Here is a 23,544-nt window from a genome sequence, read left to right as displayed (position 1 = left end):
GACAGTCCTTCGTGCCTCCGAACGTTGCACGGCAATCGCTTTGCGTTGCGTCAACGGCCACCGCCCACGCGGACATAAAGTGAGAATTAACGCGGCAACGCAATCACATAGCGGAATCGATCATGAGCTTCCTCGGCACTCGCCGCTCCTGGGTCAAGATCACGATCCTCGCTGCCTCTACCGCATTGGCTGGCCCGGCCTGCGCTCAAGCGTCGACAAGTACGCCCAAGGCCGCTCTGCAGCAGGGCGCCACCAGCATTCCTTACCTCTCGGGGGGCATCGGCGCCGACGATGTGGCGCGCATGCGCTCGCTTGCGCCGCAGTTCAATGTGCACCTGCGATTCCAGGATCGATCGGATGGCGCATCGCTTTCGGACGTCAAGGTGCTGCTACTCAATGCGCGACACGAACGCGTCCTGCGCGTGGTGAGCGAGGGACCGCTGCTATATATGCGCCTGCCACCCGGCCAGTACTATCTGGCGGCTGTGTACCAGGGCATCATCCAGGAAGTCGCGTTGATCGTCGGCCGCAAACCGATAGACCTGACCATCTCGTTCACGATGAATAGCGAAGAAGGCACCTGGCAGTACTGCATGGGCCAAGCAGATCTGTGCGAAAGCACCGTACTTTAAGTGCGCGGCTGATCAAAGACGACAAATAGGGCGAACAACAGGGGTGGCCAAGACTTGGGATTGATCAACGAAACAACACGTTCGGCATCACTCCTTGACGGGCCACTGCGCCGGCGTCATGGATCGCGCCCGGCTGCGGTACCAGACGATGAACTCAGAGATGGAACTGCAAAGGCTGGGTTTAGCGATGACCTGGAATGCGACCCGCTGTCATGACGCGTGCGATCGGCGAGTCTCCGACGCGGGGGCACCCGCTTACATGTTGGGAAGCCTGGAGTGGGACGGGGCGAGGTCAGTCACGTAGCGTCGTCGATGCCTTCACAATTGATCGTCGTCAAACAGTTATGGGTTTTAGCGCACTAACTATTTCCCAGTGGCTATCTTCACAAGGCAAAAGACGAGACGCACAAAGTTGCCGCTGCCAAGGGGAGACATGCCATGTTGAGTGCCCATGAAATTGCTGCGTTGATGGTGCTGGGATCGCTGGGGTCGTGCCGCGATATCGACCCGCACGATCTGGCCGCGCTTGCCACCTGTCGTTTGATCAACATGGCCAACGCACGGTCGACAGCATCTCCCACAGTGCACGTTACCCCGGCCGGCTACCGAGTGCTGGGCGCCGTTCACCGCGCCTCATCGGTGCGAGTCAGGCAACCCTGACAGCGGCGCCGGCAAACCTGACGCACCGCACAGCCCCTTTCCCACGTCCCACATGGCAATTGGGCGACGCGTTTGCCGGCATCCGCTGATAGTTGCATGAGTCCCGCATGACCAATACTCCAGCCACACCCCGGCAACGCCGCGCGCGAAGTTCATAAAGCAACAGGCCGCACGCGTCCGTGCCATCGGTGCCAACCGGCGGGAGATGAAAATGAACAATCTGGGCATGGCAATGGGGCCAGCGGCAACCCACCGGGCGCCGCAGGCGCTTCACGAAGGCACGCACGTTATCACGCCGCGACGCTGGTACTGTCATCATGGCATTTACATCGGCAACGGACAGGTAGTGCATTACGCGGGATTCAAGTCACTGCTGCGCCGAGGCCCCGTGGAGTGCACCACGCTCGACACTTTTGCCGACGGCCACGGAATCGAAGTTGGCACCGTGCAGCATGCGCGGTACGGCGGCGCCGACGTGGTACGTCGCGCCACGTCGCGGCTGGGCGAGGACGCCTATCACCTGCTGCGCAACAACTGCGAGCATTTCTGCAATTGGTGTGTACATGGCACGCCAACCAGCATGCAGGTCGAGCGATTGGCACACGATCCGCTTCGCGCCCTGCTAGCAACCGCGTGCCTGCTGCATGCGTGGATTTGGGCGCGCGTGTACGCGGGCCGCGGCGCGCCCATCCACATGCTAGGGCCGGTCAGTGGAATGTGGATCGGAGCGTGGCAACGGAATCTCATTAACGCTCATCGCGTGGTCTCCCCTGCCGGACGGATCTGGATGCGCTTCTGCGGCGTTGCTTCCTTCTTGGGCAGCGCTAGCCGCAGGACGCCGTCGGCGTAGGTCGCATCCACCTTCGCTTCGTCAATGTCAGCATCCAGCGTGAAGGCGCGGCGCATCGCACCGCTGTAGCGCTCGTGGCGAATCACACGTTCCCCGTCTCGCTGCTCGGTCGTGCGGTCGACCTTGGCGGCTATCATGACCGTGCCGCGATCGACGTCGATATCGATGTCCTCCGGTTTCACACCGGGCAACTCAGCGGTCACCGTGTAGCTGCCATCGGACTCCGTCACATCGACCTTGAATACCGTGCCGACGTCGGCTGTCCCGCGGAACGCGCGTAGCATGCCCTGCATCATGTCGCTGATCGGCTCGATGGAAAGCGGGTCGTAATGTCTGAGGCTGGTCATCGTGGACTCCTTCATTGGATCGCCGGCAAATCCGGCTGTCTTTAGCATGGCAGCCCACCACGACTGGCCTTTGCGTTGCGTCAACCACTGCGGCGCCGGTTTGCCAGACCAGCATTCAATAAGACACCGCAGCCTGTCGTGTTGGCCAGAGACGCTCGACACCGATCACAGCCGAGTGACAGCTCAGACCAACTATGTGCGCCATGATGCATAGGCGCACCATTCATGTGCGGAGTATGTGAGCGGGTGGGCACCCTTCTCGCGTGCGCCGGGTCGCGCGGGCGTTACGTATCTTCTATATTCTGATCAGCAGCCCGTGATCAGCAGACTGCTGCCGTCTTAGGAAAAAGAAGAATCATGCCTTCGGCATTGAGCGTCCCTTAAGAGTGGCCCGACATGACCCGAGACACGCCCCTTCGCAGCGATGCGACGCACCTGCCCGCGCAGATCTCGGGCAACGAGGCATGTCTGGCAGCCATTGTGCGGACTTCCATGGAGGCCATCATCTCCATCAACGAACAGCAGCAGATCGTGCTGTTCAACCCGATGGCCGAGACGCTTTTCGGGATTGCCGCAGGGGATGCCATCGGCAAGACCCTCGACCTCCTGCTGCCGGAGCGTTTTCGCTCCGCTCACACCCTGCACGTGCGCCGCTTCGGTGTAACGGGGGTCACGGATCGGCAGATGGGGCTGCAGCGTACGCTCTATGCGCTGCGCCGCGACGGCAGCGAATTCCCCATCGAGGCATCCATCTCGCAGACAAGCGACGGCCAGGGCCGCAAGCTATTTACCGTTGTGCTTCGCGACATCACCGAGCGTGTGCGAGCGGAAACCGCATTGCGGCGCTCGCGCGAGGAATTGCAGGCGCTCTCCGACAGCATCCTGGCAAAACGCGAGGAAGAAAAACGCCGCGTCGCCCGCGAGTTGCATGACGACATCGGGCAACGCCTGAGTGCGCTGAAGATGGACCTTGCCATGCTGGAGAGCGAACTGCGCGAAGTCGACACGGCGTCGCCTTACCTCAGTCGCGCCGCTGCCATGCATGGCAGCATCGATGCCGCCATCGCCGCAGTCCGGCAAATCTCCGCAGACCTTCGCCCCGCCCTGCTCGACGAACTGGGGCTGGCGGCGGCACTGGACTGGCTGACCAAGGATTTCAGCCGCCGCTACGGCCTGACGATCGAATTAGGCGCCCCCGATCATCTTGACGTAAACGAACAGGAGGCGACGGCGGTTTTCCGAATCGTGCAAGAGGCGCTGAACAACGTCGTGCACCATGCACAGGCCAATCGCGTGTGGATCGCCCTGGACCGGCAGGCCGGCGAACACGTGCTCCGCGTGCGCGACAACGGCAATGGCTGGGACGGCGCGCTACGCGATCGCACGCGACGCTCGTTCGGACTGCTCGGCATTCGCGAACGAGCCCGTCTGCTTGGCGGAACGCTGGCGCTGACGCACGCGCCTGGGCAAGGATTCGAGCTATGCCTGCGCTTTCCCATGCGCGCCACCGAGACGGAGTGAGACGATGATACGAGTGGTCATTGCCGACGATCATGCCGTGGTGCGCAACGGCCTGCGCCATATTCTGGAGCGCGAGGACGATGTCGAGGTCGTGGGCGAAGCTGCCAAAGGTTCCGAAGTGCCGCAGGTGTTACGCGAGACCACGCCCGACGTGATTCTGCTGGACCTGTCGATGCCCGGACGTAGCGGACTTGAGTTGGTGCGGCATGTCCGCACCGAGTATCCGGTCAGCCGGGTGCTGGTGTTGACCATGCATGCCGAGGAGCAGTATGTGGTACGCGCATTCCGGGCTGGCGCGGCCGGATACCTGACCAAGGACAGCGCCGCCAATGACCTGATCGCGGCGTTGCGCAAGGTGGCCACGGGCGGCACCTATGTCAGCCCCGAGATGGCGGAAAAGCTGGCGCTCGGCGTGCAGGAGCAAACCGATGCACCGCATGCCAGCCTGTCCGACCGCGAGCTGGAGGTGTACCGGCGCATCGTCAATGGCGAATCGCTGACGGAAATCGCCGAGGCCCTGTGCGTGAGCGCGAAAACCATCAGCACTTACAAGATGCGACTGCTGGATAAACTCCAGCTTCGCAGCGACGCCGCGCTGGTGCGCTACGCCATCGAGGCGAACCTGTTTCCCGGAGAATCACCGCCCTAGTACCTGTCATTCGACTTACCTGCGAGGTGTGGCGGCTGTGTGCTGGCCGGCGCGCGAATCAGCAGCACGGGCTTGTTGGTCTGCGCCAGCACGCCTTCGGACACGCTACCCATGATGGCCCGCCGCAAGCCGCGATGCCCATGCGTACCCATAACGATCAGGTCGGCTGGCCAGGAGTTTGCACGCTCGACAATGGTCTCCGAGATGTTGCCGCGGCCAAGGGGACGCTCCACGAGTTCCTTGATACAGGTAACGTCGGCGTGAGAGCATCGCTCGGCGGCCAGATCCAAGGCCCGTTCGCCACCCCGCACAAGCTGGCTCAGCGCCTTGGCGGTATCAGTCGTACCCGCGGCATCGAACAATTCGCTATCGTCAACCACGTACAGCAGCTTGATCGCAGCCTGGCATACGCGCGCCATGCCGATGGCCTGCGACATTGCCAAGTCCGCCGAATCGCCACCATCCACCGCCACCAGGATTCTTTCGTACATGATCGGGACTCCGCTTGGGTCATCGTGCTTTCGAGATTAGGACGCCTAAACCCATCGCACTTGATCTGCCGCAACGGCTTTGATCGATCGACTCAGTCCGCTCTCGTTTGACTTTTCGCAACGGTTCTCCCACGTCATGACATAGATTTGACGCGTGCCCAATGTCGAGGCACTGGCGAGGGTGCGGATGGAGATCTCAGCTATCGTGGTCCACGTGGATGCGTCAACGCACGCCACGGCCCGGCTCTCCCACGCCGTCGCCCTGGCCTGTGCATTGCCTGCAACGCTTGTGGGCCTGTTGCCACAGCGCGGCCTGACGCCCGACGCGGCGTTTTTTGCCGATTGCGAATCTAGCCGCGTGGCCTTCGAAACCGCGACGGCAGGCGCCCCCATTGCCGTGGACTGGCGCGTGGGAGAAGGCACGTCACTGGAAGCCATGCAATGCGAAGGCCGCCTGGCTGACTTGATCATCGTCAGCCAGCCGTGCGCTGGCGAGGCCCATCGCCTGGTTGACACACCCCCTTTTGCCGAAGGCACGATCCTGGAGGCCGGACCACCGGTTCTTGTTATTCCACGGACGCACGACGCCGCCCCCACGCAGGCGTGGCCCTATCCGCGCGTGATGGTGGCGTGGAGTGGCACGCGCGAATCGGCGCGTGCGATGCGCGACGCGCTGCCGCTCCTGCGCCGCGCGCAGCATGTCGCGCTTGTTTGCTGCATCCCCGTCTCCCGACACCGCCACACCAATCTGGCGCCGGCCAGCTACGCGCTGACGTGGCTGGCGCGGCGGGGCGTTCGCGCCTGTCTGATCGGACTTAGGGGCGATGCACATGCGTCACCAGGCAACGCCTTGCTGGCCACCGCGCGGACGGCCCGCACCGACTTGCTGGTTTGCGGCGCGCCGGCAAGCGACAAAGCAGTCGGCAAGCTGGGAGGCATCGCCAGCACCCTGCTCGAGCAATCCACAATCCCGGCTCTGTTCGCACGCTAGCGATGCGCGTGCCGACGCTGCCCGCGTCCTTTGGAACCCCGAGGAGCCAGCAGATTCGCAAACGTAGCGTGGCTCGTCTCAGTGTGCCAGCAGCACGGGGATTGTCATCGAAGTAAGGATGGTCTTGGTCACGCCGCCAAGCACGAGTTCGCGGAAGCGTCCGTGCCCGTACGCGCCCATGACCAGCAGGTCGGCTTGCACATCGGCGGCGCGCGACAATATCAGGTCGCCTATGGCAGCATCGCTCGTACCGGGTTCGCACTCGGTGCTGACGTCGGCGCCCACATCGCGCAGCACACGGCACGCGACTTCAAGTGGCGCCGCATCGGCGCGTGTGACGTGCTGGGTCGGATTGGCATGGAGCAGGTGCACCGTGCCACCTGCCAGCAGCGGCAATGCATCGTGCAGGGCACGGGCGCATTCCTTGCCGCCATCCCACGCCACCAGCGCGCGGCGGCCCACGGTCAGCGCCGGCCCAGCGTAGGGCACCACCAGGACGGGCCGACCGGACTCCAGAATGATCGATTCGAGAAACTGTGGCGCCACCACGGTCTCGGGTTCACTGGCATCGATTTGCCCAACCACCAGGAGTCCGGCCTCCTTGACTTCCCTGAGCGTCTGACGCACCGGGTCGCCATGCAGGCTGCGCCATTCCGCAGATGCCGACTCGCGCCATACCGTCGACTCGAATCGTTGCTGCAGCGTTTCGTGCTGGCGCTCACGCCGGGCCCGATCCTCCTGCAGAACGGTGGCGGCGTGCCCCACGTGATAGAACCACTGTGGATCGGCGGCAAACGTGGCACAAACGCCTATCAGGCGGCAACGCTGGGCGATGGCGATTTGCACGGCCAACTTCGCGCGGAGCATCGCGCGCGAGCTGGCGTCTATATGCACGAAGATGCTGGGATAGGCGAGCATGGCTTGATCTTCTGGCCTCTGCGGCGCGGCCGCCTAGTGGGAAATGAGCAGTGGCACTGGCGTGTTGTTCAGCAACGTGCGGGTCGTGCCGCCGATCATCAGCTCACCAAGCCTTGAATGTCCGTAGCCGCCAGCCACCAGCAGGTCGGCCGATTCCCGCAGCACCTTCTGCAGCAGGCAACCGGCGACCGATGACGATTCTTCCACCGCCAGCGTCGCACGGACACCGTGCGTGCCCAGCCAGCGCAGCAGTTCTCCGTCGCCGTGCTGCCAGAGCCCCTTGCTACCCATCACCACCACGAGGATCACGCGATTGGCGCGTTTTAGCAGCGGTAGCGCATCGCTGAGCGCGCGAGCTGCCTCGCGCCTGCCGTTCCACGCCACCACGGCGGTATTGATCGTCGACAGCCGCGCCTGGGCCGGTACCACTAGCAAAGGCCTCCCCGCGTTCACCAGCGCATACTCGGCGGCCGACGCCATCAAAACGGGCAGGTCGCTGGGCGCGCCCGGCAGGCCGGGCAGGATGATGTCGCTGGCCATGCCATGCGCGGCAAGCGCCCAGCCGGCATCCTGCTCCACCAGAAGGTGCATGTAATCAGTCGGCGTACCGTGGCGCGCGCAGGCATCGGAGAGCGCCTGCGTACCGGCCTGCTCCACACCGCGCAACATGTCGGCACGCATGGCCTGATAGCGCATTGCCTCCGAGCCCGCGCTGCGATACGGATCCAGCATCGGTCCGGTGGCGCTGAGTCCGATCACGCGCCCATTGGCGTTCGCCGCCAGGGTAAATGCCGCATCCAGCCGCGCCTGAGTCGCCCCATCGTCAGCCAGATCCACCAGTACTGTCTTGTAAGCCATCGCCATGCCCTCGTACGCTGTTGCACCGACTACAGTCAAAGGTAATCAGTGCAGGATTGCGACACTTGCGCCAGATCAAGTCATAGCGCGTAGCGGATGCGACGATCGATCTAACCCGCCGTTGCGCGGGTAAGCACGACAAGGAACGCTACATGGATGCCAGCATGCAGGCCATGATCTTCGACGGGCACACGCTCGACGCGCAGCGCGTGCCTGTGCCCACGCCAGGTGCCGGCCAGGTGCGCATCCGCGTGCTGGCCTGCGGGGTATGCCGCACGGACCTGCATGTGATCGACGGAGATCTTTCTCATCCAAAGCCGGCGCTGATCCCAGGCCACGAGATCGTGGGTCGCGTCGAAAAGCTGGGCGAAGGCGCGGCCGGGGTGGCCCTCGGCGACCGGGTGGGCGTGCCGTGGCTGGGCCATACCTGCGGCGTCTGTCGCTTCTGCGCCAGCGGGCGCGAGAACCTGTGCGACGCGCCGCTGTTCCACGGCTACGCCTGCGACGGCGGCTACGCGGAATACGTGCTGGCAGACGCGCGTTATTGCTTCCCGATTCCAGACACCTACGATGACACGCAGGCCGCGCCATTGCTGTGCGCCGGCCTGATCGGCTACCGCACGCTGCGCATGGCTGGAGACGCGCAGCGCCTTGGCATCTACGGCTTTGGCGCGGCCGCGCACATTGTCACGCAGATCGCCGTGGCGCAGGGCCGCACGGTCTATGCCATGACAAGACCCGGCGATACTTCGGCGCAGGCGCTGGCCACTCAAGTCGGCGCGGTGTGGGCAGGCAGCAGCCTGGACCCGCCACCAGCCTTGCTGGACGCCGCCCTGATCTTTGCACCGGACGGCTCGCTGGTACCCGCTGCACTGGGAGCCACGGACAAGGGAGGCGTGGTCGTATGCGGCGGCATCCACATGAGCGATATTCCGTCGTTTCCGTATCGGCACCTTTGGGAAGAGCGGCGCATCGTATCCGTTGCCAACCTCACGCGCGAAGATGGGGTGGGACTCATGAAAGTGGCCGCCAGCCTTCCAATTCAGGTGCACACCACGGTTTATCCGCTATGCGATGCGGACAAGGCGCTGGGAGATATGCGCGCAGGACGGCTTGTTGGCGCCGCAGTCCTGCGCATCTGACTGGCCGATGGCGCGGGCTTCGTACCAACGCAACGCTACTGCGGCAGCACCCGGATGTCGTCTACGACCTTCGTCGCGCCGGGAGCGCTCCACGCGGCGTTGAACGCCGCCTGACGTTCGGCCAGCGACGTGACATGCCCCGACAGGGTAACCACGCCATCCTTGACGACGACCTTCACATGTCGCGCATCTTGCGCTGCCTGACGGTGCAAGGCGTCCTCGATGCGCCGCTGCACGTCGGGCGCGCTGGTTCGGGGCCGCAGCACAATCTGATTCACGATGCCTCGCACACCATTGAGCAGGCGCACCGCATCGGCGGCGGCACGACGTTGATAGTCCCAGTCGACCTCGCCCGAAAGCGTCACCATGCCACGCTCCACTACCACGCCGAGTTGGCCAGCAGCCACGACTGAATTCCAGGACAAAGCGTTTTCGACGGCCCACGCGATATCGGCGTCGGTTCGCACCCCATCACCCGGCAGCACCACCTCCAATTCCACGGCAAGTGCGCGTACACCCGCCACGCGTCGCGCAGCCCGCTCGACACAGCGTTTGGCATGGAATGAACGCGGATTCCCGGTGAGCGTGACGATGCCATCCCTTACCTGCACTCCCACCTCTCGCTCATCGACTTCCGGGTCCCACGCCAGTTCGTCCAGGACGTCCTGCTTTAGTTGAACATCGCTTTTCATCATTCCCCCATTTGGCTTGTCCTCGTCCTTCCTCATGGTGACTCTAGGCGTAATGCGGCGCAGGGTCTTGCGTTGGCGCAAGGCCCTGCCGGGCGACCGCACATTCTGCGGGCAAGTGCGTGTCAGGTTTTCCTGACACGCACCCAGCACAATCTGACCCGCCTCTCAGCCACGGCTGATTTCGGCCGAACCGGCCGTGATCAATACTTCAGGCAAATCGGGAGACACCGAATACTGACGCTGGCATGCAGCCAGCGAATCGACCAGCAAAAGGGGATGACATGCAGCACCAAGCAGTAGAATTTCGCACGGTCGTGCCTCCGCCCTACCCTGAACCCTACGCGCCAGCGCAGTTCATGGCCCAGACACCCAGATGTGTCCATTGCAGCCTGCGGCCGCTCTGCCTGGCGGCGGAACTCGACACCGATGACATGCCCCGACTCGAGTCGATCATCGGACGGTGGCGCACGGTGCATCGTGGAGACTACCTATTCCGCGTGGGCGACAAATTCCAGTGCCTCTATACGCTGCGCTCAGGATCGTTCAAGGTCGTAGCAGGCCACGAGGAAGGTGTCGAGCACGTCACGGGCTATCTGTTGCCGGGCGACATGCTCGGGCTAAGTGCCATCTCCAGTGACCAATACGATTGCGATGCCATTGCACTGGAAGACAGCACCGTGTGCGTGATCCCGTTCTTACCGCTGGAACAGCTTTGCCGCGACATGCGCGGCGTACAGCATCAATTGCACAAACTGCTGAGCCAGGAGATCGTGCGCGAATCCCGCCAGACCACGCTGCTGTCGGGCATGCCATCGGAGCGTCGGGTCGCGGCCTTCTTGCTCAACGTTTCGCGGCGCCTGCGCGCCAGGGGCTACTCGGCACATGCTTTCACACTCCGGATGACGCGCGAGGAAATTGGCAGCTACCTGGGCATCAAGCTGGAAACGGTCAGCCGTACGTTCTCGCGCTTCCAGCGCGAGGGGCTGATCCGCGTGGACGGCAAGAAAATCGAGATCTTCGATCTGGATGCGCTGGCGCAGGTCTGAGCGTCACGCAGCGCGCACGACCCACGCCGGCACGCCGCCGGCCCGGCGTGATCGAACTCGCCCACTAACGTGCCACAGCCGCACAGCGCCGTGGCTCTTGGTCTCGTGCTGGCCAAGCTCGAAGAATTATGCGCGCTACGCGCTAGTGCCGTGGCACCCACTCCAGATGTGGCATTCCAAGTAAATGCCGCGATTTTCGTTTCGCAACTTTATCGGGTGGCATTTACTTGTTTCTCCCCTACTCCAGCAAATACTTCTGCCGGTACTCGGGCATCGTCACTCGCCACTTCAGCTCGTGTTCGATGCGCTGGCGTAACGCGTCGCTGGCCGCTGGCTCGCCATGCACGACGAACGTCTGACGCGGCGGACACTCGAACCCCTTCAGCCAGGTCATCAACTCGTCGCTATCGGCATGGGCCGACAGATTCTCGATTTGAGCCACTTCGGCGCGGATGTCGATGTCCTTGCCATGCAGCCGGATTTGCTTGGCGCCACTGCACAGGCGAGCGCCGCGCGTGCCGGGAGCCTGGAATCCGGACAGCAGGATGGTGTTTCGCGGGTCCGGGCCGAACGCTTCCAGGTGGTGCACCACGCGCCCCCCAGTAGCCATACCGCTGCCTGCCAGGATGATCTTCGGACCGTGGTCCGAATTCAGGCGTATGGATTCCTCAGTGCTGGTCACGGCATTGGCCATGTTGCAAGCGCCCGCGCAGCTTGCCTCGTCGATGCGTAGTTCCGAGACATGGCGGGCAAAGATCGTCGTCGCCGCGATAGCCATGGGGCTGTTCAGATAAACGGGCACGTCCGGCAGCCGGCGCAACTGCCTGAGCCGGTACAGGCAGTACAGCAACGACTGCGCACGGCCTACTGCAAACGTCGGGATCACGAGCGTGCCGCCCCTGTCGATCGTGCGGCTGACGATGTCGCCCAGTGCGTCGATGGGATCCACGTCGGGATGACACCGGTCGCCGTATGTGGATTCCACGAACAGCCAGTCGGCACGTTTCAGGAAGGCGGGTGCGCGCATCACCGAGTCATTCAATCGCCCAAGATCGCCGGAGAACACCAGGCGCTGCCCGTCGACGTGCAAGGTAACACTGGACGCGCCGATGATGTGGCCGGCGTGACTGAACTCGGCATAGATGTCCGAGCCCACCGGTACGCGTGTGTCGAATCGCACTGCCTCCAGGCGATGCACCGCGCGCTCGGCATCGGCGCGCGTGTACAGCGGCATTGCCGGATCGTGACGCGAGAACCCTCTTCGGTTTGCATACGCCGCGTCCTCCTCGGCCAGCGCCGCGCAGTCGGGAAGCAATACGCCGCACAATTGCGCGGTACCCAGCGTGCAGTACACGCGCCCGCGGAATCCGTTGCGGATCAGCAGAGGCAGGTAGCCACTGTGATCGATGTGCGCGTGGGTCAGCACCACCGCGTGCAAGCTGGCGGGATCCACCGGCAGCGCATCCCAGTTACGCAGGCGCAGGGCTTTGAATCCCTGAAACAGGCCGCAATCCACCATCACGCGGACGCGTCCCGTATCCACGACGTACTTTGAGCCAGTCACCGTATCGGTGGCGCCCAGACATTGCACTTTCATCGATATCTCCCTGTCCATGCCGCGCCATCGCCAACCGGATGCCTTGCGGTGCGCACAGCGCGCAGCAGTATTTTCAGCATGGATCGCACGCCGGGGGTTAGCTTGATTTCCATCAACGTCCGGGCACTTCGCATCCAGAAATGCCTGCGCCGCACACCCGCAGCGGCGATGGCTGTGATCCATGTCCTGCACACTGATCGCCACGCTGAACCTGGTGGGTTCCCCGCTGCTGCATACTCACCAAGCCAGCCTCTCGGCGAGCGCTGCAGGGGAACTGGGCGCCCGTGAAGGCGATGCGGTCGAGGTCACGCACGCGCCAGCCCTGGAATCAATGTGCGCAGTCCGCGCAAAGATTCATGGCTTGGTCATCGACGACGCACAACTGGCCGGCATCGTCACGGACATTGCTGGCGAGCGTTACACGGAAATGCAGATCGCGGCCTTCCTTGCGGCCTGCGCGGGCGGCAGAATGAACGAGCAGGAAGTTATCGGCTTGACCCGCGCGATGATCGGCACAGGGGAGCAATTGCGCTGGGACCGCGGGGTGGTGGCCGACAAGCATTGCGTGGGCGGGCTGCCGGGCAATCGCACAACGCCAATCATCGGGGCAATTGTGGCCGCCGCCGGGCTGACAATTCCCAAGACCTCCTCACGCGCGATCGCATCTCCAGCGGGCACGGCGGACACCATGGAAACCCTGACGCGAGTGACACTGGACGTGCACGAGCTGCGGCGCGTCGTGGAACGCACGGGTGCCGCGCTCGCGTGGGGCGGCGCACTGAACCTCAGTCCGTCCGACGACGTGATGATTCGTGTCGAACGCGCCCTGGATATCGACAGCGACGCCCAGTTGGTTGCGTCGATCCTGTCGAAGAAGGTGGCTGCCGGGGCCACGCACGTGCTAATCGATGTCCCCGTAGGCCCGACGGCCAAGGTGCGTTCCGAAGCCGACCTGTTGCGCCTGGAATCCTTAATGCAACGCGTGGCGGGGGCGTTCGGACTGCAAGTGGTGATGGTGCATACCGACGGAGCCCAGCCAGTTGGTCGTGGCATCGGTCCGGCGCTGGAGGCCCAGAACGGCCACGAGCGGCCCTTCGGCAATAGGCATCTGTTCGGCTGCTGCCAGTCCCTGGCCCGCCGTTGCAGGACATCCGATCCGGCGGCTTCGTGTCCCGTGCGGACGTTGAAGCAGAAAGCAACATGGCGCTGCTTCTTGCTGCTATCGGACCACTTGAGCTTTGGGGAACTGCCAGCTTCCTTTCAGGATTTCCTGGCGCGGTCGGTACATCCGTGCGGTGTAGTTCCAGCCCTCGACGATGGGCAGGCAGTTCGGGATCTTGCCGTCGCATCCGCCGAACTGGACAGTCACCGAACCATCCGCGTTCTTCTTGGCCGTGACGTCATTGACCGAGTAGGCGTTGTAGTTGTTCTTCTCGAAGAAGCCCTTGGCGTTGTACAGGCTGACCGACCAGAACGCATCCACCGGAACGTTGCGTGGCACCGTCAGTTTGTAGATGGTCTTGCCATCGTTCTTTTCTGGCGTGAAGCTGGCGTAGCTCGCGTCCTTGTCCGGATTGCCGCCCCAGCCGGCGGCCGTGCCGATCAGGTGGTGGATGGGGTCGACCTGATCCTTCCTGCCGAAGGAGCGGTCGAAGCCCGAGTGCTTGGCCAGGGCGAGCAGGATGTTGCGAACCTCCTTCAAGCTGGATTCATCCCAGTTGGGCAACTCGAGCTTGCCGGTGTTCTTTTGGTCAAGCTTGATCGCGTCCTGCAGTTTGTGGACCGCCTCAAGGTCCTTGGGGTCCGCGGGATCCACCAGGGTGCGGACGGCCACGAAGGCATACCGCGTTCCCATGTTCTTCTGCGTGATCGCGCGTGGCTTGTTGTCGTACGCGACGAACTGCACGTAATGGTCTTCATTGAGCACCATCAGCGACATGAAGCGCTTGCCCGCGTTGGGCAGGGTGACTGTGGCGGGACCGGCCGCCAAGTCCAGAACCGCGAACGAATAGAGCGTGTCGCGGTTCATCCGGATGACGGTCTGGTTCTCGACTGAGGCAGGTTCCCGCGAATGATGGAACTTGCCGAGTCCACCGGCCACCTTGGCATTGCTTGCCAAGTAATTGTCCGTCTCCGCGCGGGTGAAGTTGTCGACCGTCACCGGAACGCTGCCCTGCGCCAGTGCGGCGCCGGACAGAACGGAAGTCAGAGCGCCTGCGGCAACCGTCGCAAGTACGGTTCGAATAAAGTCGAATGGCATGGGACGAATGAGACGGATGGGTAAAGACAGTCCGATAGTGGCAGACAAATGCATCAATAAGCAAGTCGTGGACACTCGATCCGACCGTACCATCTTCGGCGGCGATCTCGACACCGCAGGCGACCTCGAGCCAATAACCGGTTTGCAGCGGAGAGGTGCCGTTCTGGCCCGGCTCGAAGAAGTTCGGCAACGGATCGGTGACGCGCCGATGGCGTCCAGCCCGCCCGGCTGGAGCGGTTTGGCCAACCCGGCTCCGCGCCAGTTGAGCCCGCCGGCTCGCTGCCCGCCGCGTCGAGCCGGCTCTGGCGCGCCATGTCGACTGACCCGGCCCAGGACCAGATCGTGCTGCAGACCAGCCCGGACATAGGAATGTTCAGCGTCAACGCGTATCCGGTGGATGCCACCCAGCCCGTGCAGGCCTATTCCCTGCAAGGTTGCGGCGCCGTGACCCCGTTGTTCGATATGGTAATCATGTCCGGCGGCGGCTTGTTTTATGGGTATGACTGCGGAGGCGGCCTTGTCCAGTCGGGCTATGCCGGCGGCACCATACTGGGGGGCTCGGCGGGTACGCCATTGATCAGCCTGGCCATGATGCCGGACGGTTCGTCGCTGGCCATCGGCACCGACGGTTTTCGTTACCAAGGGGTATGGGCCTGGCCGTGGTTGACGCAGGCGGGCGCCGCGGGTTTTGGCGGGGTGAACTCCGGAATCATCCTGCCCGCCATGACCGCCAATAGCGCCATCTCGGTCGCATGGGACGCTTCGACTGCCATCACCCGATACGTCGCCGACAGCAGCGTCCAAAACATTTACATGGGCGGGGTTGCATTTGCCCGAAAGGCCGACGCCGCCAGCTTCGTGGAAGTCGACGGAGCCGGGCGGTTCACGATCTACCGGCTCAATCCTGGCACGACGGTGGTGAGCTCGACGAAGCCTCTCGCAGGCCCCGCTGGAAGCAGCGTCCCCACCGACTTCGCCGCCGCTGTCGACGCCAACGGCAAGGTGCGTCTCATTGTCCGGATGCCGAATGGATCGACCTGGGTGTACGACGAGCCCTGAGGCAATAGCAAACAGTGCCTGGCGACCGCCGGGCACTCCTCTCTGACCATGTACTAAGTCAGTTCGAACCAAAGCCCGCCGACCGCTCCCGGACAAAGATCGGCCATTCACATTTGAATGGCCGATGACTCAGAAGGGTCGATCAGAGACTATTCAGTCTGCCTGCATGGCGCCCGCACAGTTTGCGCCTCACGCGTCGCCACGGCCGTCCGGTGGCTCCACTCATGAATCCTGTTGTTCAAGCGCCCGCCAGTGATTTGACCAGTTCGTCGAACACCAGTCGCACGCGCGGCGCTACAGGGCCACGTTGGGGCCGGTAGACATAGAGGTCCCACGGACTTGGCTCGAGAGGTTGCATCACGCGCACCAGGCGTCCCGCAGCGATGTGTTCATCGGCCATGAACCCCGCAATCTGGCCAAATGCCAGGCCGGACAGCACCGCATCCAGTTCCGCTTCTGAATCATTGCTGGCGAACGTTGGCGCTGATGGCGTGTACTTGCGTCCCTGCGAGAACATCCATGGCCACGGGCGGCCTGTCGACAAGTCGTTCATGACCGTCGTTGGCAGTGTTTCGAGATCGTGGATGTGCATCGGTGTCCCCCTTCGATCGATCAGGGCGGGCGCGGCAACTACATAAAACCCATGCGTATTGACCTTGCGCGCAACGAACCGGTTGTCTCGCACGGGCCCGAACCGCACGCCAATGTCGATACGTTCGTCCACGACATCAGCGGGCGTGTCGCTCAGACTGAGGTCAATGCGCAGACCGGGATGTGCAATGGCCAAGGTTGAGAGCGGCGGGAGCAATCCGATTCGACCCAGCGCTTTCGGCGCGGTAATGCGAACAATGCCAGCGTAGTTCTCGTCCTTGCTGGCTTCGCTTGGGGAGAACATCGCATCGATCAACGCCAGGCGCTCCCGCGCAGTCTGGGCGAGTGCCTCACCGAACGCCGTGATGCGGATATGGCGCGTATTCCGGTGAAACAGCAGCTCTCCCTGCAATCGTTCGAGCTCCTGGACTGCACGCGTCACGGCCTGAGGCGAAATGCCCAGACGGATGGCGCCATCCTTGAAGCTGCCGGCTTCGGCGGCCGCCACAAATATCCGCAACATCTCCAATCGGTTCAGCATCCCAATGCTTCCTATTTATGGAATTCTGAAAGCATATCATTTCCATTTTCTGAAATCGTTGGGTCGCCGATACTGCCCTCATCGCTTCAGTTCTTACGCAAAGGAGATGACATGAGCGCGAACATAGAAGGTAAGGTCGTTGTAATCACCGGCGCAAGCAGTGGACTGGGGGAAGCCACCGCCCGGCACCTGGCAGCGCGGGGTGCGGCAGTCGTCCTGGCTGCGCGCCGGGTGGATCGCCTGAATGCCATTGCAGCGGAATTGCGTGCGGCCGGCGGGAGGGCCGAAGTTGTGGAGACCGACGTGACCAGGCAGGACGACATGCGCAAGCTGATCGACAGCGCCGTAAGCGCCTTCGGGAAAGTCGACGTGCTCGTCAACAACGCCGGCCTGATGTCGATCGCCCCGCTCAGCGAGACCAAGGTTGATGAGTGGGATCGAATGATCGACATCAACATCAAGGGCGTTCTCTACGGCATCGCCGCCGCACTTCCCGTCTTCCAGAAACAAGGCAGCGGCCACTTCATCAACATTGCATCGGTGGCCGGCATCAAGGTGTTCAGCCCTGGCGGAACGGTCTACAGCGGCACCAAGTTTGCAGTGCGAGCCATCTCCGAAGGCTTGCGCCACGAAGTGGGCGGTGCGATCCGCACCACAACGATCGCACCCGGTGCGGTGGACTCGGAACTGAAGCAAGGCAGCAGCCACGAGGAAAGCGCCGCGTTTGTGAAGGACTTCTACAAGATGGCCATTCCTGCCGACGCCGTCGCTCGCGCGATCACTTACGCCATCGAGCAACCGGCAGACGTGGATATCAACGAGATCGTCCTGCGGCCGACCCAGCAGGAGTTCTAAGCAAACGTGGCTGGCGGGTGGCCTGCGGCGACGCGCAGCCACCGCCAGCCACACGATGGTTCAGAGACTTCGCCGGCTGTTCTCCACGGGGATCGTGAAACAGAAAGTCGTACCACTGGGATTGCTGTCTGTAACCCAGATGCGCCCTCCATGCGCCTCGACGATTGCTTTCGAGATGGTTAGTCCTAAGCCCATTCCTTCTGACTTGGAAGAGCAAAATGCATCGAAGAGTGATGTTGAAATGCTGCTGCTGATTCCAGCTCCGGTATCACCTACTTCGAACTGAACAAAATCTGGATCGGTCGCATGGACCGCGACGGACAGCTCGCGCCTCATATCAGATGGCGAGCCTTCTATGGCATGAAGGCCATTTGCCAAAAGATTCCCAAGAACTTGTTGAATCTGAATTCTGTCTGCGAAAACCTCGAGATGCGGATCGATTGTCTTCATGATCCGTATGCCTTTGGCGGCCAATTCAGGGCCAAGGAAAAATAGTACCGCCTCAACGATCTCGTTCGCACTATTCATTGCAGGACGCACTGGCGCTCTCATGATGAACGTCCGAAGCTTCTGTGACACCTCGCTGGTCTTGGTCGCCCATCGCGCTGCGGCTTGAAGCGCCGACGAAGCTTCCGCAATATTCGGCTCGGATCGGTCGATCCAGCTGATTGCGGCATCGATGGAGAGCAGGGTCGACGACAGCGGCTGGCTTACCTCATGCAGTACGGACGCCGCTAGCTGACCTACAAGCGAGATCCGCGCGGTATGAGCCATTTCAGCTCGTAGCGCCTGAAGCCGATCGGAGTTCTGCTTGTACTCGGTGACATCAAAAGCGTAAAAATGTAGCCGTCGGTACTTGTCGTCTTCCTCCGGCAACGAGCATCGCCACACAATGGGTACCGTTCTTCCGTCGAAGGTCTTCAGAACTCGCTCGCCCTGACAGCTTTTGGCACCGTCGAAGATTGCCTGCAATACCTGCGCGTTGCTGGGTCGACTTGCCGGCAGTAACGATCGAGCCGCATCAAAGAACTCGTCCCGGGAACTTGCACCGAACAGTTCGATCGTCGCGTCGTTCGCGTCGACGAACGAATGCCGAAGACGAAGCTGCTCAATGACGTCTGGATGCTCATCCAAAAAGGCAGCAAGATCCGTGACGCCAGCGGCCTTGATGCCATCGACCCACTGCTTTAGTGGATACCAGTCCTCAATCAGAATGGGGATGGGTGCGAAGCGAAACGACTCTTCCGAAGAGACCATGGTTGCTTGATGATGCGCAGGGAGCGCCTAAGATGAATCGGAACTCCATCTATCTCTTTACAGCGATCAGACAACTCGTCTTCAATACGGAGACGGCCGCGTAGCGGCTCCATGTCGAACGGCATTGTGCGTTGGCCGATTGCTCTCGGCGTATCCTCGTACAGCCTACCCCGCAGGGGTTAGGCCATCGGCCTCAATTGTGCTGCTGCCTTCGATGGCGTTGACTCTGTTGTTGCTGTGCCGGCCCGTTGTGGATGGGGCTGCCGACCTGATGGCTAGGGTGCTGCCGGATCGGCAACAATGCCCAACATGCGTGCTTGGAGAACGAACTCCGCGAGCGACTTGGCGCCCATTTTCTTCATGGCCTGCGCCCGGTGAAACTTGATCGTGACTTCGTTAAGATCAAGTTTCCCAGCAATTTGCTTGTTCAGTAGCCCCTTCACGACGTACGCCATGACCTCTTTTTCGCGCGATGACAGGGCGGTGTAGTTCGTGTGCAGCGACTCTTCGGCGCGCGCCGTCTCGATCCGCCTGGCATGGTTATTCAAGGCGTTGGCGACCGCATCGAGCATGTCCTGATCCCTGAAGGGCTTCGCCAGGAAATCGACGGCTCCCGCTTTCATCGCTTGCACCGACATAGCGATATCGCCGTGCGCGGTCATAAAGATGATAGGAATGTCCAGTTTCGCGTCTAGAAATTGCTCTTGGACAGCCAATCCGCTGTGCCCTTTAAGCCGGACGTCCAGGATCACACAACTCGGGCCTTCCGGTTTGAGAAACTTGAAAAACGCCGGGGCAGACTCGAATGATTCGACCTTGTACCCGTTCGCGCGCAGCAACATGGACAAGGCTCTGCGCATGGACTCGTCATCTTCTATGACGTAGACATGGGCATTGGTCTGCTTCTCGAACACGAGATTCTTCATAACGTCGTTTCCTTTCGCCGACGCAGTTCCAAATGGAAAACAGCGCCTTGCGGATCGCCTCGCTCAGCCCAGATGCGACCCCCGTGCGCCTCAACAATCGAGCGACAGATCGAGAGGCCCATCCCAAGCCCGCTCTCCTTCGTCGTAAAAAAGGCGGCGAAGATACGATCGATGTCACCGTCACGGAATCCTGGACCGCTGTCGGACACATCGATCTGCACAGCATTTCCCCGTATAAATGCACGAATTTCCAGCCGCCTTCTTGGAGACTTCGCCTCTGCCATGGCTTGCACGGCATTAAGAAGCAGGTTGACAATAACCTGCTGGAGCTGAATTGGGTCGCCGTCTACTGCGACATCCGTTGGGGGAGCGTTGACCTGAAGTTCCACTAGTGCAGCGCGGCACTCCCGTGCCACCAACCGAACCGCATCATTGATCAGTGCATCGACCTGCAAGGGCATGCGCTGCGGTTCGCGCTTCTGCGCCATAGCCCGAATCTGTTTGACAATCTCCGCCGAGCGTTCGGCATCAAGAAGAATCTGCTCTATTGCGACCTTCGCTTCCCCAACTTCTGGGATCGGACGATCCAGCCAGCAAAGCGCTGTATCTCCGCAAGTCATGATCGCAGCAAGCGGCTGAGTCACTTCGTGCGCAATAGTTGTAGCCAAGCCACCGAGCGTAGTCAAGCGCATCACATGTGCAAGCTCGGTCATCGACTTTTGAAGTGCCTCCTGCCCGGTGACCACAGCCGTAATGTCCATCAAAGCCCCTACGTACTCGAGGTCGGGTGTGGCGCCAAGGGCGTTAAGCCGGGCAACAAACCTTACATGCTTGATTTCACCGTTGGGCATGACCAGTCTGTAGATGCCGTCCACCACAGGCTTACCGTCGCGAATAGCCTGGTCCAGACCTTTGACCAATTCAACATCGTCAGGATGAGTACGTTCCAGGACAACATCAACACTGGGTTGCGTGCCAGGACTGACGCCAAGGATTCGAAAGCACTCTTGAGACCAATGCATGACGCGTGAATTTGCGTAGCGCATGACACTACCGGTCTTGCTTAGACGCTCGGCTTCGGCTGCATACGCATGATTCCGCTCCAGCTCGGACTCTGAACGACGCCTTGCAGTCACGTTATTGTTCGTGGCCATGACAGCAACGGGCCGTCCCTTGGCGTCCTTCCAAAGACCGATACGCGTTTCGACGACGAGACTTGATCCATCGCGATGCTTGCGACCCACCTCTCCCTCCCATCTGCCATCGCGCATCAATTCGGTGTACAGGGATCCACGTGACAGCGGAAATTGAGTCTCGGTAAGAACGTGGAAATCTTTTCCAATCGCCTCGTCAGCATTCCAACCGTATAGCGCTTCCGCGCCTTTGTTCCAAAACCTCACGATTCCGTTCAAATCGTGGACAACAATCGCGTCGTGTGTAAGATCCAGCAATTGCACGTATTCTCGAAGCGCATCGCTTGTGCAGATATGTCTGATGGATAAGGCCGTCGCTGTTGCGAGCGCGAACAGGCTGACCGCACATCGGGCCAATGCGCTGCCGGTAAAATGCGGCTCATGAGAAAGGAGTAGTGCGATGAGAGTCAATAATCCGCAAGCGCCGGCCGCAAAGCTCGTAGCATGAAATGAGCCTGTCGCGGCAACGAGTTGCACCACCAGCACATATAGAACCGCGATCGCGACGTGATAGTCAGTGAATGCGTCGAACGCGAATACGTTGAGAGCCAGCACAACCGCGGCCAACGAATATGCTCGAGAGCGCCAAATAGTCGACGCAGGCTTGCCCGGCCCTCCAACGCGGAGATGCAGACCATACGGACTGAACGGCAACTCAAAGCGATGGATTTCTGACATACGCGAGCCCGATCGTAATCACAGCGAGTTACTGGAGGAAGCAATTGCCGCCACCTCCTGCAGATGGGAGCGAAAGTCAGCACCTTTCACCGGCTTGCAAAGAAAAGCCACCGCTCCAAGCTCCAGTGCTTCGGTCCGAATGTCGTCGGTACAGAACGCAGAGATGCAGATTACTGGCGCCGAGCAGTTGCGTGCATTCAGTTCCTTCATCAACTCTATGCCGGTCATCTCCGGCATCTGCACATCGGTGATGATGCATGCGACGTTGGCTTCCTCACCGCTGTCCAAGAATGAAGGTGCGGACTCAAAAACCTTAGCGTTCCATCCTATGGAACGCGCGAACAACGTTAGGGCATTTCTCAACGACTCGTCATCATCGATAACCGCCACAGTCAGGCCTTTCTCCACGCAGAAACCTCCCATCGGGGTGGACGGCGCCCATGCTACGCGGCAGCCGACGGCAAAAATACTATGCGAAAGTATAAATGGGCTGTGCTTTAGAGAAACGGCATTGCACTCTCAAGATCAACTTCCGTGGCACCTCCGGCGTGCTGGCAGAGTCGGCCAGAACCCTTACTCTGACGCCCGAATCGTTGTCTTCTCGATCAGTATGATTGCCAATAAGTCCCCGACTTGAGTTGCGGCGCACCCGGCCCGATGACTACTCTTCTCGGGATGGCTGCGTTCTTGCGAGATTGTCAACAGGTAGAGATCGATGTCGGCGGCAACCTCACCTCCACCTCCAATGCAGATGAGGTTTTGAGAATAGCTCTTGACTAGTCTTTGGACTGCTTTGCGACGTTTCAACGAAAGGGAAATCGCCCTTTCCTTCCCTCGGATATCTCCCGGTATTTTTGGTCCTTCCTGGCATGGCCTCTGCAACTATCTTTGGTATAGCGCCGTTTATCCTTTAAATATCGCCCCATAAAAAACTTTATTAATCAGTACGTTGCACACACCCTATAAGCGAAGGATAAACCGGACCATACCTCGGTATAGCACCTTCATGCGAACCTTGTTGCAAGAATATACCTGTCGTCTACAACGTTCCTTCACGGTACCGAACCGGTTTCATGTCGAATATGACTGCCTACAAATCTGGTACCGATGGCAACGAAATGCACTGAGAAATGCATGGATTAACTAGCCATCATTCCGACAGTAGTGAATCAGTGCGTCCATTGAAAATCGCACCAAGGAAATCACGATGAAAGCACTGAAGGTAGGAATTCTGCTTGCAATCGCTTGTGCAATGCCCGCGCTGTCGATTGCACAAGAGAATCAAAATGGGGTGACTCGACAGAAGGTCCGTGCCGAACTTATCGAATTGGAGAAGGCGGGATACGATCCGCATAGGGTAGACGACGCCACATTCCCGGCAGATCTTCAGGCTGCCGAAGCGAAAGTTGCGGCCCAACACCAGCAGCAAGTATCCAGCATGACCACACCATCGCCACCGACACCCCGATAGCGCGATAGCGCGCACCGCCGTGGCCAACGGCCCTTCGTCCGCCGTTGGCAGGCATCGCCAGACCTTCGAAATCCGGAAGCCTCGTCATTTCATTTATGCAACGATGATTTGCGATCGATTCTATTTCGAAATGATGCGCGCGTCGATATTCTTCTCCCATCGCATCACCCTTTCAGAAACCTCCGAAACCAAACAAGGAGAAACATCATGACCGGCAAGCTCGCAAACAAGATTGCACTCGTCACCGGCGGCACGAGCGGTATCGGCCTGGCCACGGCCAAGCGCTTTGCGGCCGAGGGGGCTTACGTCTATGTCACGG

Annotated in this window: 24 protein-coding genes and 1 pseudogene; 13 read left to right on the top strand and 12 right to left on the bottom strand. The window is 61.0% G+C overall.

Features of this window, described 5'->3' with window-relative positions; translation table 11 throughout:
* Positions 1–122 precede the first annotated feature (122 nt).
* From FFS21_RS25105 to FFS21_RS25095, 3 genes are all read left to right on the top strand, one after another.
* On the top strand, positions 123–632 hold the full coding sequence (locus FFS21_RS25105) for a hypothetical protein (protein ID WP_137927417.1): 510 nt from the start codon (positions 123–125) through the stop codon (positions 630–632).
* Between the two features lie 438 nt (positions 633–1,070).
* Entirely contained in the window at positions 1,071–1,292 is a 222-nt protein-coding gene (locus FFS21_RS25100) for a hypothetical protein (protein ID WP_137927416.1), read from the top strand.
* Positions 1,293–1,497: 205 nt separating this feature from the next.
* Positions 1,498–2,142 carry a lecithin retinol acyltransferase family protein gene (locus tag FFS21_RS25095; protein WP_349304726.1) on the top strand — a complete coding sequence of 215 codons (645 nt, stop codon included), beginning with the start codon at positions 1,498–1,500 and terminating at the stop codon, positions 2,140–2,142.
* Here the strand turns inward: FFS21_RS25095 and FFS21_RS25090 are convergent.
* Positions 2,046–2,489 carry an Hsp20/alpha crystallin family protein gene (locus FFS21_RS25090; protein ID WP_137927414.1) on the bottom strand — a complete coding sequence of 148 codons (444 nt, stop codon included), beginning with the start codon at positions 2,487–2,489 and terminating at the stop codon, positions 2,046–2,048. The two genes, FFS21_RS25095 and FFS21_RS25090, sit on opposite strands and share 97 nt — an antisense overlap.
* Positions 2,490–2,885: 396 nt before the next feature.
* Here FFS21_RS25090 and FFS21_RS25085 point away from each other — a divergent pair, with 396 nt between their 5' ends.
* Both FFS21_RS25085 and FFS21_RS25080 read left to right on the top strand, forming a co-directional pair.
* Positions 2,886–4,010: a PAS domain-containing sensor histidine kinase gene (locus tag FFS21_RS25085; RefSeq protein WP_137927413.1), complete on the top strand. Its 1,125-nt coding sequence runs from the start codon at positions 2,886–2,888 to the stop codon at positions 4,008–4,010.
* A gap of 4 nt (positions 4,011–4,014) precedes the next feature.
* On the top strand, positions 4,015–4,659 hold the full coding sequence (locus tag FFS21_RS25080) for a response regulator (protein WP_137927412.1): 645 nt from the start codon (positions 4,015–4,017) through the stop codon (positions 4,657–4,659).
* On the opposite strand, the gene FFS21_RS25075 is transcribed toward FFS21_RS25080, so the two are convergent.
* The gene (locus FFS21_RS25075; protein ID WP_137927411.1) at positions 4,656–5,150 is read right to left on the bottom strand and encodes a universal stress protein; all 495 of its coding nucleotides are present in this window, start codon (positions 5,148–5,150) and stop codon (positions 4,656–4,658) included. The genes FFS21_RS25080 and FFS21_RS25075 overlap by 4 nt on opposite strands.
* A 187-nt stretch (positions 5,151–5,337) precedes the next feature.
* On the opposite strand from FFS21_RS25075, the gene FFS21_RS25070 reads away from it, so the two are divergent.
* Positions 5,338–6,141, top strand: a complete 804-nt coding sequence (locus tag FFS21_RS25070) for an adenine nucleotide alpha hydrolase family protein (RefSeq protein ID WP_137927410.1) — start codon at positions 5,338–5,340, stop codon at positions 6,139–6,141.
* Positions 6,142–6,219: 78 nt separating this feature from the next.
* Here FFS21_RS25070 and FFS21_RS25065 read toward each other — a convergent pair whose 3' ends face one another.
* Both FFS21_RS25065 and FFS21_RS25060 read right to left on the bottom strand, forming a co-directional pair.
* Positions 6,220–7,059 (bottom strand): universal stress protein, encoded by an 840-nt coding sequence (locus FFS21_RS25065; RefSeq protein ID WP_137927409.1) that lies wholly within the window; start codon positions 7,057–7,059, stop codon positions 6,220–6,222.
* Positions 7,060–7,092: 33 nt separating this feature from the next.
* Complete coding sequence (locus tag FFS21_RS25060; protein WP_137927408.1) at positions 7,093–7,917, bottom strand: universal stress protein; 825 nt, start codon at positions 7,915–7,917, stop codon at positions 7,093–7,095.
* Positions 7,918–8,069: 152 nt separating this feature from the next.
* Between FFS21_RS25060 and FFS21_RS25055 the strand changes: the two genes are divergently transcribed.
* Complete coding sequence (locus FFS21_RS25055) at positions 8,070–9,059, top strand: zinc-dependent alcohol dehydrogenase family protein (RefSeq protein WP_137927407.1); 990 nt, start codon at positions 8,070–8,072, stop codon at positions 9,057–9,059.
* 35 nt (positions 9,060–9,094) lie between these two features.
* Here FFS21_RS25055 and FFS21_RS25050 read toward each other — a convergent pair whose 3' ends face one another.
* Positions 9,095–9,787, bottom strand: a complete 693-nt coding sequence (locus FFS21_RS25050; RefSeq protein ID WP_349304725.1) for a BON domain-containing protein — start codon at positions 9,785–9,787, stop codon at positions 9,095–9,097.
* Between the two features lie 245 nt (positions 9,788–10,032).
* Between FFS21_RS25050 and FFS21_RS25045 the strand changes: the two genes are divergently transcribed.
* Positions 10,033–10,797, top strand: coding sequence for a helix-turn-helix domain-containing protein (locus FFS21_RS25045; protein ID WP_137927406.1), 765 nt, complete (start codon positions 10,033–10,035; stop codon positions 10,795–10,797).
* Positions 10,798–11,035: 238 nt separating this feature from the next.
* Here FFS21_RS25045 and FFS21_RS25040 read toward each other — a convergent pair whose 3' ends face one another.
* Entirely contained in the window at positions 11,036–12,394 is a 1,359-nt protein-coding gene (locus FFS21_RS25040; RefSeq protein WP_137927405.1) for an MBL fold metallo-hydrolase RNA specificity domain-containing protein, read from the bottom strand.
* A gap of 190 nt (positions 12,395–12,584) precedes the next feature.
* Here FFS21_RS25040 and FFS21_RS25035 point away from each other — a divergent pair.
* Positions 12,585–13,472, top strand: a pseudogene (locus tag FFS21_RS25035) (thymidine phosphorylase); the annotation flags it as partial.
* Between the two features lie 141 nt (positions 13,473–13,613).
* Here the strand turns inward: FFS21_RS25035 and FFS21_RS25030 are convergent.
* Complete coding sequence (locus tag FFS21_RS25030; RefSeq protein ID WP_249359632.1) at positions 13,614–14,708, bottom strand: DUF1254 domain-containing protein; 1,095 nt, start codon at positions 14,706–14,708, stop codon at positions 13,614–13,616.
* Positions 14,709–14,966: 258 nt separating this feature from the next.
* Between FFS21_RS25030 and FFS21_RS25025 the strand changes: the two genes are divergently transcribed.
* Positions 14,967–15,713: a hypothetical protein gene (locus tag FFS21_RS25025; RefSeq protein WP_137927404.1), complete on the top strand. Its 747-nt coding sequence runs from the start codon at positions 14,967–14,969 to the stop codon at positions 15,711–15,713.
* A 238-nt stretch (positions 15,714–15,951) separates the two neighbouring features.
* Here FFS21_RS25025 and FFS21_RS25020 read toward each other — a convergent pair whose 3' ends face one another.
* Positions 15,952–16,845 (bottom strand): LysR family transcriptional regulator, encoded by an 894-nt coding sequence (locus tag FFS21_RS25020; protein ID WP_137927403.1) that lies wholly within the window; start codon positions 16,843–16,845, stop codon positions 15,952–15,954.
* A gap of 111 nt (positions 16,846–16,956) precedes the next feature.
* Between FFS21_RS25020 and FFS21_RS25015 the strand changes: the two genes are divergently transcribed.
* Positions 16,957–17,700: an SDR family oxidoreductase gene (locus FFS21_RS25015; protein ID WP_137927402.1), complete on the top strand. Its 744-nt coding sequence runs from the start codon at positions 16,957–16,959 to the stop codon at positions 17,698–17,700.
* Positions 17,701–17,760: 60 nt separating this feature from the next.
* On the opposite strand, the gene FFS21_RS25010 is transcribed toward FFS21_RS25015, so the two are convergent.
* The 4 genes from FFS21_RS25010 to FFS21_RS24995 form a co-directional block, all read right to left on the bottom strand.
* Positions 17,761–18,957 (bottom strand): sensor histidine kinase, encoded by a 1,197-nt coding sequence (locus FFS21_RS25010; protein WP_137927401.1) that lies wholly within the window; start codon positions 18,955–18,957, stop codon positions 17,761–17,763.
* 275 nt (positions 18,958–19,232) lie between these two features.
* Positions 19,233–19,883 carry a response regulator transcription factor gene (locus tag FFS21_RS25005; protein ID WP_137927400.1) on the bottom strand — a complete coding sequence of 217 codons (651 nt, stop codon included), beginning with the start codon at positions 19,881–19,883 and terminating at the stop codon, positions 19,233–19,235.
* Entirely contained in the window at positions 19,880–21,643 is a 1,764-nt protein-coding gene (locus FFS21_RS25000) for a sensor histidine kinase (RefSeq protein ID WP_249359630.1), read from the bottom strand. The genes FFS21_RS25005 and FFS21_RS25000 overlap by 4 nt, the downstream gene beginning before the upstream one ends.
* 129 nt (positions 21,644–21,772) lie before the next feature.
* Entirely contained in the window at positions 21,773–22,162 is a 390-nt protein-coding gene (locus FFS21_RS24995) for a response regulator transcription factor (protein ID WP_249359628.1), read from the bottom strand.
* 799 nt (positions 22,163–22,961) lie between these two features.
* Between FFS21_RS24995 and FFS21_RS24990 the strand changes: the two genes are divergently transcribed.
* Together FFS21_RS24990 and FFS21_RS24985 are read left to right on the top strand one after the other, a co-directional pair.
* Positions 22,962–23,225 carry a DUF4148 domain-containing protein gene (locus tag FFS21_RS24990; protein ID WP_137927397.1) on the top strand — a complete coding sequence of 88 codons (264 nt, stop codon included), beginning with the start codon at positions 22,962–22,964 and terminating at the stop codon, positions 23,223–23,225.
* Positions 23,226–23,432: 207 nt separating this feature from the next.
* On the top strand, positions 23,433–23,544 hold a 112-nt coding region (locus tag FFS21_RS24985; protein ID WP_137927396.1), incomplete at its 3' end, for an SDR family NAD(P)-dependent oxidoreductase.

This window comes from Cupriavidus sp. 2SB, assembly GCF_005503625.1.
Classification (GTDB): Bacteria; Pseudomonadota; Gammaproteobacteria; order Burkholderiales; family Burkholderiaceae; genus Cupriavidus.
The sequence above is the reverse complement of the archived record's forward strand: the minus strand, read 5'-3'. Positions and strand labels throughout refer to the sequence as shown.